At 54.1% G+C, this 12628-nt stretch carries 7 protein-coding genes and 1 pseudogene; 6 read left to right on the plus strand and 2 right to left on the minus strand.

All coding sequences use genetic code 11. The features are described 5' to 3' along the window. Positions 1 to 47: 47 nt before the first annotated feature. A pseudogene (gene tnpA, locus ACMXD4_RS16270) lies at positions 48 to 382 on the minus strand (IS200/IS605 family transposase); the annotation flags it as partial. A gap of 74 nt (positions 383 to 456) precedes the next feature. On the opposite strand from tnpA, the gene ACMXD4_RS16275 reads away from it, so the two are divergent. Together ACMXD4_RS16275 and dctA are read left to right on the plus strand one after the other, a co-directional pair. Beyond that, complete coding sequence (locus ACMXD4_RS16275) at positions 457 to 1038, plus strand: hypothetical protein (protein WP_415878769.1); 582 nt, start codon at positions 457 to 459, stop codon at positions 1036 to 1038. A 226-nt stretch (positions 1039 to 1264) separates the two neighbouring features. Beyond that, entirely contained in the window at positions 1265 to 2575 is a 1311-nt protein-coding gene (gene dctA, locus ACMXD4_RS16280) for a C4-dicarboxylate transporter DctA (protein WP_171694666.1), read from the plus strand. Here the strand turns inward: dctA and ACMXD4_RS16285 are convergent. Then, on the minus strand, positions 2558 to 3913 hold the full coding sequence (locus ACMXD4_RS16285; RefSeq protein ID WP_171694665.1) for a type VI secretion system contractile sheath domain-containing protein: 1356 nt from the start codon (positions 3911 to 3913) through the stop codon (positions 2558 to 2560). The two genes, dctA and ACMXD4_RS16285, sit on opposite strands and share 18 nt — an antisense overlap. Positions 3914 to 4034: 121 nt before the next feature. Here ACMXD4_RS16285 and putA point away from each other — a divergent pair, with 121 nt between their 5' ends. The 4 genes from putA (at position 4035) to ACMXD4_RS16305 (ending at position 12513) form a co-directional block, all read left to right on the plus strand. Beyond that, positions 4035 to 7115, plus strand: a complete 3081-nt coding sequence (putA, locus tag ACMXD4_RS16290; protein WP_171694664.1) for a bifunctional proline dehydrogenase/L-glutamate gamma-semialdehyde dehydrogenase PutA — start codon at positions 4035 to 4037, stop codon at positions 7113 to 7115. A 176-nt stretch (positions 7116 to 7291) separates the two neighbouring features. Then, a complete protein-coding gene (locus ACMXD4_RS16295; protein ID WP_415878770.1) occupies positions 7292 to 10357 on the plus strand; it encodes a hypothetical protein in 3066 nt (1021 codons plus the stop codon). A 165-nt stretch (positions 10358 to 10522) separates the two neighbouring features. Beyond that, the gene (locus ACMXD4_RS16300; protein WP_033157303.1) at positions 10523 to 11317 is read left to right on the plus strand and encodes a ParB/RepB/Spo0J family partition protein; all 795 of its coding nucleotides are present in this window, start codon (positions 10523 to 10525) and stop codon (positions 11315 to 11317) included. 203 nt (positions 11318 to 11520) lie between these two features. Further along, entirely contained in the window at positions 11521 to 12513 is a 993-nt protein-coding gene (locus ACMXD4_RS16305; protein ID WP_415880843.1) for a lysophospholipase, read from the plus strand. Positions 12514 to 12628 lie beyond the last annotated feature (115 nt).

The following is a 12628-nucleotide window of genomic DNA, read 5'->3' on the forward strand; positions in this document are numbered from 1 at the left end:
ATTGTTCGCCCCTCAAAGGGACGGATACGGGAATCGCCTGAAGGCGATCAATTTTTCCAACGGCTTAACTGCTCGTAACACTCATCTTCACGTTCCAGCTCGAGGATGTAATTTCGAACCATCTCTTCATCAAGACCGACCGTTGATACAAAGAAGCCTCTTGCCCAAAAGTTTTCCCCGGTGAAGTTTTTCGTCTTTCCTCTGAACGTCCGCGCAATCGAAATCGCACTCTTACCTTTGATAAAACCCACCACATTGGATACTGCATACTTCGGCGGAATGCTCAGGCACATGTGAAAGTAACTCGCCATCAAATGACCCTCCACAATCTCGCTGCCTTTTGCTTTGCCAATTCGTGGAATATCGTTCCCAAATCTCGCCGCGCATAATTTTACGGTCAATCCATCAACCCGCTTATGTCACAATTGCCCCACTAAATCGATACGGAGCAAAACCATGCGTCAGTTTCTGTTGATCACGGTGGCACTGCTTGCGCTGAGCGGCTGCGCATCGGAATCCTGCGAGAAAGATGTGGTGGGCATCCTCAACCCCAATCAAACCAGCGCGAAATTGCTGATGGATTACGCCAAAACCGCCGTCTGTAAGACGGATTCAACGGGCACGGCAAAGCCTACAACTGTAGACGAAGAACGCAAGCTGGTGTTGATTTACGATTTGTATGTTAAAGCCAGGAGTTATGCGATTTTAAATAAAGTGTTTTTCTGGCTGTCGCTGATTTCGGCGGTGGCGGTATTTTTGTGGCCTTCGCTGGGGGTGTTGTTGAAAGACCGGCTGGGCGAGCGCGAATGGTATAAATCGGCGATTGTGCAAACCACCGTTACCGGCATCGCGGCGTTGATGTTTGCGTTTTACAGCCAATACAAAGACAAGCAAACCTACACGGAAAATCTAATGCGCTACGCGGTGTTTTCCGATAAGCCGGTAGATGAATTGAGCCAGAAAGTGATCGAGGAAATCGGCAAAATCGATATTGGCTTTAGCTTCAGCGGGGTGTTTGACAAGAAGGAAGACAAATAACTGGAAGGCGCTAACAGTTGCTTTATCTAAGTCAAAAAGATTCCAGCAGCCTTTTACTGCATTAATAGAGTCCACCATAGCCTTGTGGTTTAAGTTGGCGACGAACGATTCGCTACCATCGTAAGACGGGCTGTTGGCCTCGTAACTTATCCTTGCCATACGCGCAGCTTTTAACCGATAGTGCGCTCAACACCCGCGCTACATTCTAAGAGCCACGCGCTAAACCATGAACTCGGAAAACGTCAGCAAACCGCCATCGTCACAAGCAGCCAGCCCCTCCGCCCGGCTTTATCTATGGGTTCTATTGGCTATCGTTGCCGGCGGCCTGTTCGGTTACCTGGACGCCGAACACGCTATCTCGCTCAAACCCATAGGAGACGGCTTTATCAGCCTGATCAAGATGCTGATAGGCCCGGTGGTGTTTTGCACTATTGTGCTGGGCATCGCCGGTGCCGACGATATGAAAAAGGCTGGCCGGGTGGGCGTCAAAGCCTTGCTGTATTTTGAGATTGTCTCGACTTTCGCGCTGGCGCTGGGTGTGATGGTGGCCAATCTGCTCAAGCCCGGCCAAGGCTTTAATGTCGATCCGGCCACGCTGGATGCGCAGGCGGTGTCCGGCTATGTGAAACAAGCCAGCCAGCAAAGCACCGCCGACTTTTTGCTGCACATCATCCCTAAAACCTTTACCGACGCCTTCACCGGTTCCGGCGATTTGCTGCAAGTGTTACTGGTGGCGGTGTTGTTTGGGTTTGCCTTGCAGCAAATGGGCAGCGCCGGCAGATCGGTGTATGTGTTTATCGAAGAATGCTCGCACATCTTTTTTGCGATGATGAGCGTGATCATGAAGCTGGCGCCGTTCGGGGCCGGCGCGGCGATGGCGTTTACCATCGGCAAATACGGCGTCGCGGCATTGAAACCGCTGGCCGCGCTGATGGGTAGCTTTTATCTGACCTGCGCGTTGTTTATCGTCTTGATACTGGGCAGCATAGCCGCGCTGACCGGCTTCAATATTTTTCGACTGCTGCGTTATATCAAGGAAGAAATGTTGCTGGTTCTGGGCACTTCTTCGTCGGAATCGGCGCTGGTGCCGCTGATGAATAAGCTGGAAAAACTGGGCTGCTCGCGTTCGGTGGTGGGCTTGGTGATACCGTCCGGCTACTCGTTCAATCTGGACGGTACCAATATTTATCTGACCATGGCCGCTCTATTCGTTGCCCAGGCCTTGAACGTCGATTTAAGCCTATCGCAGCAATTGACCTTGCTAATGGTAGCGATGCTGACCAGCAAAGGCGCGTCCGGTGTCACCGGCGCCGGCTTTATCACCTTGGCGGCTACACTGGCGGTAGTGCCGGCGGTACCGGTCGCGGCACTTTCGCTGATCCTGGGCATAGACCGCTTTATGTCGGAAGCGCGGGCCTTGACCAATATCGTCGGCAATGCGGTAGCGACGATAGTGGTGTCGCATTCGGAAGGCGAGCTGGATAGGGAAAAGATGCGGGCACAGCTTGGTCAAAACCGATCAAGCCAGGGTGTCTAACCCCAGTAAGCGCAGCCCTTGCCGTTGCCGATAGCTGACTACCGGCATGATGTTTTGCGCCAATAGATTATTCGCCTGCACTTCGTTCAACACCACTTCCGTCGCCGGCTGCAATACCTGCTCGCCGTCCAGTTCGTAGCTAAACGCCGGCACATCGGCAAAAAAGAATTGCTCCGCGGTGGCGTCATCCTGGGCAGCTCTCAACAACACCCTGGCCGCTAAAAAGGCCGAATTTCCCCACAACAACTCGTCGGTCTGCGGGATATTACTACACTCTTCAAACGCCAAGCTCTCCAGTGGATCGCGTTTGCTGCCATAAGGTAAACGCATCAGCACGCGGGGATAGGTCAAGATCACACTATCGGCCTGGATCTGTTGGCGATATGCTAGCCAATCCGACGGATTCTGCAATGCCTCGACCACCAAACCGTTCCCTGCGCCCGCCAGAAAACCCGCCCCGCATTTAGCGGCTAAATCCGCACAATAACCGAGCAAGGCTTTGTCGTCCGCATTATCGGCAAACAGATAATCGGCCACGATCAACACATCCTGCTCGCCGTCACCGGTTTGAATATGTTGCTGCAAACGCTGAACCACGCTCTCGCCGCCTTTTTCCAACTCCGCCAACAATTGGGCTTGGCTAATATCCAGCAAATAGAGTTGTTGCGCGTCGGCGGCTTCTTCATGCACCAACTCATACGTCGCCCGCCACAAAGCTTCCAACGCTTGAAAATCCTGCCGGTGTAACAGGGCTTTCACAAACTGTGCGGTGGCGGCGTCGATCACATCGATTAAAACCCGATGCTGCGGATTAGCGTCCTTGGCGACATGCGGCTCCACAATCTGTTTCAACAAACTATCCAAGGAATCGGATGCCGCGACCGCGCCTTCCGGTTTTTTCCCCAGCAGGCGTTCCAGCATATCCTCCTGGCTTTCCGTTGCCAATGCGGGGGCGGCTGGTTCGCTGGCGCTTATCGAGGGAAAAAAGGCCTGAATTTTCGCCGCCGCCTGCGCGGCGGTATTGGGGTTGCCCAGTTCCGATTTTAAAGTCCGCAAATCGGCCAGCAGCTTGATTTTCCCCAACCAGGCATCGGGATGAAAATCCTCCAGCGCCGGAAATTGCAGCGTGATGCCCGAACTGACTTCCAGTGTCGGTGTAACTTGCGCCTGCACTTGCTCAAAGTTATCGACATCGATTTTGCGGATTTTGCTTTGCTCCCAAGGCACGGCGGCACCGGAAAAATTGCCGAAAATATAAACCCGGTAGCTACTGTCGCCGCCGGCCTTGGCCGTTTTTCCGGCGTTAACACCCATCGTAAAATCAATTCTGCCTGACATATAACCTCCTCGCGTTCAGCGCGTTAGCATCAACAGTAGCAGAGCAAACCCGGTCCAACAAGCCAGCCGGTTTTTCCGGATAGCGGTATGCTTATGGGTGTCAGTCCAACAGGTGATAGCCATGAGCAACGCCAACCGTTTAGCCAAACTGCGCCGGCGCATCAATCAAGCATTTACCCAAGCAGAGCCGCAAGCCATCGCCAGCCTGATCGCCAGGTTGGGAGATTACGATAGCCAGGCAATATGCGCGTGTTCGCAAGCCTTGATAGAAGCGGTACGCGCCAAACACAAACAGCCCGGCATTTTCGAAGCCTTCTTGCACGAATACAGCCTGAACAGCGATGAAGGCATCGTGTTGATGAGCATCGCCGAAGCCCTGCTGCGGATTCCGGACAGCGACACGCAAAACCTGTTCTTGCGCGACAAACTCGCCGATGCCGATTGGTATAGCCACTGGCTGCATAGCGATTCGTTGTCGGTTAACCTGGCAAGCGGTGCGTTATGGATGAGCGGCAAAATGGAAGAACTGGTTCGGCAGCGGGTTGTCGATGGATTATTAAGCCGTCTGGGCGAGCCGCTGATCCGCACGGCGATCAAGCAAGCCATGCAGCATATGGCCGAACATTTCGTCATCGCCGAAAACATAAACGCGGCTATCGAACGAGCCGGCCGCAATCCGGCCTACCGCTATTCTTTCGATATGCTCGGCGAAGCAGCCCTGACCGAAGAGGACGCGGAACGCTATTTCGCGGCCTATCGCCGCGCCATTGAATCTCTAGCCGAATCAGCGAACGCCGAGTTATTCGCCAATCCCGACATTTCCATCAAGCTGTCGGCGTTATATCCGCGTTATGAGCCATTTCAGCAGCGTTATGCGGTGCCGGTAATCAGCGACAAGCTGTTGGCTTTGACCAAGCTGGCCCGCGAGGCGAATATTTCCGTGACTGTCGATGCGGAAGAAGCCGAACGGCTGGATATGTCTTTGGATATTTTCGCGGCGGTGTTTAACGATCCGGCGCTGGCCTCTTGGCCTGGTTTTGGTCTGGCGGTGCAGGCTTATCAAAAACGCGCGTTGGCGGTGATCGATTGGCTGGCGGCATTGGCCGAATCGCGGCAGCGCATCATTCCCATTCGCTTGGTAAAAGGCGCGTACTGGGATAGCGAGATCAAACGCGCCCAGGAAAACGGCTGGGACGACTACCCGGTGTTCACCCGCAAGCCTGCCACCGACTTGTCCTATCTGGCTTGCGCTCGGCTGATCCTGTCAAAGCCTCAGGCTTTTTATCCGCAATTTGCCACCCACAACGCCCATAGCGTGGCGGCGATTGGCGAGCTCGGCAAAGGCCACCCCGGGTTTGAATTCCAGCGTCTGCATGGCATGGGGAGCGCTTTGTATGATGAATTGCTCAATCAACGCCCGATCAATTGCCGCGTCTATGCGCCGGTCGGCAGTTACCGGGATTTGCTGCCGTATCTAGTCAGACGCTTGCTGGAGAACGGTGCGAATACCTCGTTTATCAATCAAATCGAAAATCCGGCGATTAGCGCCGCCATGCTATCCGCCGATCCATTGGTCCAGCTAGACAAGGTGGAATCTAAACCGCTTGCGGTTCCCGCTGAGTTATTCGGCGCGCAACGCCGGAATTCGGAGGGGCTGAATTTGAGCGATCCCGAAGTGTTACAGCAGTTGCAACAGGAATTGGCTGCCATGTCGGGCCAGACTTGGCAAGCCGCACCATTGATTGCTGGTCAACAAATGCGTGGCGAACCGCATCCGGTTTATAGCCCGCACGACCAACACAGCCTAGTTGGCGAGGTGGTGTTCAGTTCCGCAAATGATATAGAACAAGCCTTGCAACAAGCCACGCGCGCGTTCGATGACTGGCGTTTATGCCCGGTTGCAACCCGCGCCGGGTATCTGCAAAAAGCGGCGGATTTATTGGAACAGCAGCGCCTGGAATTGGTGGCGCTGTGCATACGCGAAGGCGGCCGAACCGTGCGCGATGCGCTGGCGGAAGTCAGAGAAGCGGTCGATCTATGCCGGTATTACTCGGCCTGCGCAGTCGAACAATTTGCGCAACCACTCCGCTTACCGGGTCCAACCGGTGAAGACAATCAATTATTTAGTGTCGGGCGCGGCGTGTTTGTCTGCATCAGTCCGTGGAATTTTCCGATTGCGATTTTCATCGGCCAAATCGCCGCCGCGTTGGTGGCCGGCAATACGGTGATCACGAAACCGGCGCTACAAACATCATTAACGGCCATGGCCTGTTTGCGCCTGTTGCATAGCGCCGGCGTCCCGGAACAGGTACTGCAGTTTTTGCCGGGCGACGGCGCCGAGATTGGTCGGCACTTGTTGATCGACGAGCGCGTCGCCGGCGTGGCGTTTACCGGTTCCAGTGCCACCGCCCATCTGATCAAACGGCAACTGGCGAGTCGTAACGGCGCCATCGCCACGCTTATTGCCGAAACCGGCGGGCAAAACGCGATGATCGCCGACAGCTCGGCGCATCAGGAACAGCTGGTCGCAGACGCAATGCAATCGGCGTTTAACAGCGCCGGCCAACGCTGCTCGGCGTTACGGGTGTTGTTTCTACCCGAGGCTATCGCCGACAGCGTCATTGCCCGCTTGATCGGCGCGATGCGCTTGCTGCGGGTCGGTTCACCGCTGGATATTGCCACCGACGTCGGCCCTATTATCGATCAACGCGCGTTAGCCGCCCTGCAACAGCACATCGAGAAGCTTGAACACGACGCCAAGCTGTTATATCAACTGCCCTTGACCGACGATCTAACAAACGGCTGTTTTTTTCCACCGACGTTAGCGGAAATACCGGCCCTATCCTTCCTTGACCACGAAGTGTTCGGCCCCATCCTGCATATTGCCCGTTACCCAGCCAACGAGCTGGCAAAAGTGGTCGAGGCCATCAATGCCAGCGGCTACGGCTTGACACTGGGCATTCACAGCCGCATCAACGCCAATATGCACTATATCCAACAGCACACGCGGGTCGGCAATATCTACATCAACCGCAACATGATAGGCGCGGTGGTGGGTGTGCAGCCGTTCGGCGGCATGGGCCTGTCCGGCACCGGGCCGAAAGCCGGCGGCCCCCACTACTTGCAACGCTTCGCCAACGAACAAACCCTGACCACCAACCTCACCGCTATCGGCGGCAATCCTTGGTTGTTGCGAAAATAAACATGGATTTTACGGTCTCGGTTCGCGAAATTTGGAATCCACGCCCTGATCGATAGTGTAATTTTACAAAAAACGTTGTTAGTTTCTGCCTTTGAAGCCGAAAACCTCTAGTGTTAGTCTAGTTGCACAACCGGGTATGCCCCACTACTCTCCATCGCAATCAGAGATTGGCGCTTATGTCTAGAGAAAACAAATCCACAGCGATCTCGCCTAACTTATTAAGCGTGCTATTGATCATTTTGGGCGGCAGCCTGTTCGTAGGCCAAAGCCCTTTCAACGATTCCAGACCCAATAAAGCGTCCTTATCGCAATTGCAACAAGCCGGCTTTAAGTCCGACGTAGACGCGCGCTTGTGGCAAGATCCATTCGAAGCTATCGCCAACCAAAATGTGAATAGTCAGGGGTATCAGCAATATAAAGACCAGAAGGAATTGATAAAAACCCTTCAGTCCCACTTGGAAGACATTCCCGACGGGCGGCAAATCGTCATCGCCACACTAATGCCCAATGGTCATTATCAAGAAGACGTGGAAACCCGGCGCCGTATCCGCTACGCGGTATTATCAGGGTTAATCGGCAATTCCAAACAAGAGTACGGCCCAAGCGACGAGGAGCATATCGGTTACGTCAATTACCTGCTGAACAAATCGAGTACCTTGATCGCATTCGAACATTTGGTTTGGAAAGCCCAACCGATGGCCCGGAGTCCGGAAACGGAGAAACATCCGCCTATTTTGCTGCTATACCTTGACAGCAAAGCCTTCGGCTATGAGCCGCTAAAAGATCTTTTCAAAAATTTGCGCAAACTTTACGAGAAAAACAACAAGCTAGAGCTCAACGTACTGGGACCGGCAACTTCGGACGATCTGCAAGCCATGGCGAGCGAGGCACTGAAAGTTGGCAAGCCCAAGGACGCGCCGTTGTTTCGAATGTATTCGCCCCGAGCAACGGTCGATGAAGGTAAATTAATGTACGGCAACCAAGCGGCAACGGCCCATCAACCGAGCAACTTGGCCGAGCACTTCAAGAATCACCTGTCGTTCCTCCGCACCACGGCGACCGACAGCCAGCTGGCGGGCGCGCTGAGCCAGGAACTGGAACTCCGCGGCGTACGGATCGGCGACCAAGCCGAGCTGGCTAAGCCCACTAAACACGTGGTATTGATCTCCGAAACCGAATCACTGTACGCCTACCATATTGGCACCACATTTGCCGATGCGTTAGTCGAAACCGCCATGAACGCAAAACACTCGTTTGGCGCATGCCGCGACCCCATGATTTCAACAGCGGGTTGCGCGAATTACTTGCAAAAATACGTACACCAATACACCTATTTCCGAGGCTTGGACGGCAAAACCCTGCGCGGCCAAAGTAGTTCCAGCACCGGCAACAAATCCGGCAACAATGATACCAACAGTGCCGCCGAGGCTTCCAAAGCCATGGAGCATGCCGACGGCGACAGTCAGTTTGATTACATGCGCCGGTTAACCGACAGGGTTGAAGAACTGGAACAGGAACTGGAAGACCACGACCAAGCCATAGGTGCCATCGGCATCCTCGGCAGCGATGTCTACGACAAACTACTGGTGCTGCAAGCGCTGCATGCCAAATTTCCGGATGTTTGGTATTTCACAAACGTGATGGATGCCCGACTTCTACACCCGGAGCAAAACGAGTGGGCTCGTAACCTGATTGTTGTCTCGAGTTTCGGTTTGCAATTACCGCCGGCATTACAAACTCGTATCCCGCCGTTCCGCGACAGCTATCAAACTGCATATTTTTTAGCCGCGCAAATGGCCTTGTGGGATTCCAACCATGAGCCCTCCGAAGCGACTGGCGCAGCAACTGCGTGCGATACGACCAAGCGCCAACAATTGCTGGACAGCAAGGTATTCAATCAACCCGCCTTGCATGAAATCGGCCGCAGCAAAGCTTTCCCTCTCAACACGGACACCGGCAAAACCGAACAGCAAGAATGTGATGCCTTAGGGCCTATGGAGACCCTGATACAATCCGGAGGCGATCTCAGCGACACCGCGCCGACACCGGATTCGGCAGCCGCGCAACCGTTTTCAAGATTTCCGCGCCTGACATTGAAAATTTTAATCGGCGCATTCGTATTGATCGGGCTAGGGCTGTATTTTCGGCGCAAAATCAAAATCGCGACTGCCGCCAAACTCCCGGTGAAAGCCGCCGTGCTGCGCCGGCAAAGAGTCTGGTTGCTAACCGCTTTCGCCATTGGCTGCGGACTAGCGGCTTTCGTGCTCAATACCCCACAAACCGAACCATTGGCCTTAATCGAAGGCGTAAGCATGTGGTCGACGGAGGCAATCCGCTTCGCCGCACTGGTTGTCACAGTGTATTGGGTTATCGAAACCGCCAAGTTTCCGCTATTGCTTTGGGAACAGCTGAACTTCAGCGGTAAGTTCGGCGTATCCGCCGACAATCGCTGTTACGCGCATGATAGATATTTGGACAGGCGACTGAAACGAAATATGCATGTTAGGCGAATCAGCATTTTGACATTTTTAGCGTGGATCTTATCGTTTGTGGTGATTTTGTCCTTGGGCGTGCCTTTTACGCCGTATCGCGGCCCTTTCGTCTATTACCTCGATTTAATCCTGCTGAAGGCGATCTTGGTGCCGGCATTCCTGTTTTTGATGATCAGCGTCACCGAGGCAGCGCAAGCGATCATCCAGTTTATCCGCACCATTCCGCGCGCGGCGCCCTGGCCGGCGTCCATGACGAAGGAATACAGCGACACATTGAATATCGATGCAACGTACCTTCAGGACTGGGTGACGATACGTTTGGTCGGCGATATGACGCAACAGACAAGCCGCCTGATCTCGTATCCGCTATTCGCCGCCGCTCTGATGGTTTTGGCGCGCATGAGTTATTTCGATAACTGGCATACGCCGCCCGGTCTGCTGATCGTGATCGGCGTTTGCATCGCATACTTGTTCTATTGCGACTTCCGCCTGAAAGCGTTAGCGGATGAAACCGAGCAAAACGCCATGAAAAACCTGCGCCGATTATCGATAGCCAATCATGGCAAAGTGAAAGATTCATCCCTCGCCGGTAAACTGACCAGCCTCTCCGAGTTGGCGGAACGCTACGCCGAAGGTACCTATAAACCGTTTGTGCAGCGCCCGATTTTTCAGGGCATGCTGCTAATTATCATGGCCGCCGCCATCGGTTATACAGACTACTTATCCATCATGATGAAAGTACTCGGTTAGCCTCGCAAAGCCGTCCACCGTCCGCAGGAGCCGCGTATCGCCAATACCAAACGATTGAATTTCGTTAGAAAAAATGCGATGGTGGCTGCTTATCTGCCCGGACAAGGGAATAGGCACCAGGCCGACACACCCCGAGGCGGACCCCGCTTTCTCGGAGAATCGAATATGCTAGCCACCAAACGCTATGAATATCTTCCCATCGACCAAATCGAATTTCACCACACCCTCACCAACCACAGAGAACTGGATCGGGCGAAAGTCGCGCATTTGGAAAAAGACATCGTGGTCAATGGCTTGTTCGAACCGTTAGTGGTGTGGGAGCGCAACAACCGCGAATATTATCTGGTCGGCGGCTTTCACCGCATGGAAGCCATTCAAGGTATCCGCCGCGCCAATCCCGGCTATTTCGACAGAGTGGACGTCAGAATCGTCACCGGCGATCCGGACGAGATCAAGGCACTGAATCTGAAGCTGAATTCCGACCGGGTCGATACCCGCATCACCGATTATTTTCAAACGGTGATTTACTTGAACAATGCCAACTGGTCCAGGGAGCGCATCGCCGAATTCTTCGACAAAAGCGTCAGCTGGATTGACGACATCATTCGCTACGCGCCACTGACGACGGAAGCCATGCGCGAAAAACTGGCGGGTGGAGAGCTATCCTGGGCCAGGGCCCGCGACATCTTGCGTAAAGCCTTAAACGCACCGCCCGGCAACGAAAAAGCGATTATCGAAAGCGAACTGTCTCGGCCAGCGCAACCGGCCGCCAAGCCTTTGCCGTTCCGCACGGCCATCAAACACCTATCGAGCGCCGTTAAAGCTGATCCCAAACGCACGTTTAAAGTCAGCACTCAGGATGTTTACGCGCTGGTACTGGCTTTGCGTGGCAAAAATGTCGATCAAGAAGCCATCGAGCGGGTGCGTAAAGCATTTCCCGTATTGTGGGATGATGAATAGTTCGATAACAGGAAACTAGCCATTCCTGAATTGTCATAAAATTGGCCATCCGCTTCAGCTAAGATAAGTTTGACCGGAACAATGCCCCGTTTTGCGCATCACACTCGGGGATATTTTGGGAAATTCAATACTGAAATAATGTGTTAGCGATGAACAATCTTGTTTTGGAAATAGTGAACGCTCGCAAACCCTATCGACAACGCATGCAGCACGCCAGAGCCCTGGCCGGCTTGTTAGTGCTGCTCTCACTGAGCGGCTGCATGCCGATGAGCTATCCGCCCGGCGCCAAAATCAACACCGCACAGCTGGGAGAAAATACATTTCTCACGGAAGACGGCGCAAGTCTGCCGCTACGGCGGTGGCTGCCCGAGGCAGAGCCCAATGCAGTGATCATCGCGCTGCACGGCTTCAACGATTACAGTCACTTTTTCGATGCGCCGGGCAATTATTTCAGCAAACTCGGCATCGCCTGTTTCGCTTACGACCAACGCGGTTTCGGCGCGGCGCCGCAACGCGGTTTGTGGGCCGGCAGTGATGCATACGCGCAGGATTTAAAACAATTAACCCGACTGCTGAAACAGCGCTACCCAAACAAACCGCTTTACCTGCTGGGCGAAAGCATGGGCGGCGCGATTGTGATCACCGCCATGCAGCAGGAAAACATGCCGGACGTCGCCGGCATCATCCTGGCCGCGCCGGCGCTATGGGCTAGATCGACCATGCCCTGGTATCAAACCAGCTTACTATGGACACTGGCGCATAGCATGCCCTGGCTGACCTTGACCGGCAGCGGCCTGGAAATTCTACCGTCGGATAATATCGATATGTTGCGGGCGATGGGCCGCGATCCGATGGTGATCAAGGCCACCCGCGTGGAAACGGTCTACGGCTTGACCAACCTGATGGATGCGGCGTTCGATAGTGCAAACTCGCTAAGGGCTCATACCTTGATGCTGTACGGCGAGAAAGACGAAGTCATCCCCAAAGAACCGACCTACGCTTTTTTGCAACAAATGCTAACCACCGATACCACGGAAAAAACCGTGGCCATTTACCAGAACGGTTACCACATGCTGCTCCGCGACCTACAAGCCCCCACCGCCTGGCAGGACATCGTGGCCTGGATAAAAATCGGCCCGAACCAGCTGCCTTCCGGTGCGGACGCACGCGCCCGGCAATTGTTGAGTAAGGGCTAAAGCCTCATTCCCGACAGACGTGCGCGGAGTGTCGGCCAAGCGGCCGTAAGCGCTTTGGGACGATGGCATCGAAACTGTTAAACTGCGACGCAGTTTATTAACCTATTCCCCAACC

Source organism: Methylomonas sp. TEB (genome assembly GCF_047777895.1).
In the GTDB taxonomy this organism is placed as follows: domain Bacteria; phylum Pseudomonadota; class Gammaproteobacteria; order Methylococcales; family Methylomonadaceae; genus Methylomonas.

Excerpts from the sequence above, each read along its gene's own strand:
- ACMXD4_RS16275 (WP_415878769.1), top strand. The coding sequence starts at position 457 with ATGCGTCAGTTTCTGTTGATCACGGTGGCACTGCTTGCGCTGAGCGGC.
- dctA (WP_171694666.1), top strand. The coding sequence starts at position 1,265 with ATGAACTCGGAAAACGTCAGCAAACCGCCATCGTCACAAGCAGCCAGC.
- ACMXD4_RS16285 (WP_171694665.1), bottom strand. The coding sequence starts at position 3,913 with ATGTCAGGCAGAATTGATTTTACGATGGGTGTTAACGCCGGAAAAACG.
- putA (WP_171694664.1), top strand. The coding sequence starts at position 4,035 with ATGAGCAACGCCAACCGTTTAGCCAAACTGCGCCGGCGCATCAATCAA.
- ACMXD4_RS16295 (WP_415878770.1), top strand. The coding sequence starts at position 7,292 with ATGTCTAGAGAAAACAAATCCACAGCGATCTCGCCTAACTTATTAAGC.
- ACMXD4_RS16300 (WP_033157303.1), top strand. The coding sequence starts at position 10,523 with ATGCTAGCCACCAAACGCTATGAATATCTTCCCATCGACCAAATCGAA.
- ACMXD4_RS16305 (WP_415880843.1), top strand. The coding sequence starts at position 11,521 with ATGCAGCACGCCAGAGCCCTGGCCGGCTTGTTAGTGCTGCTCTCACTG.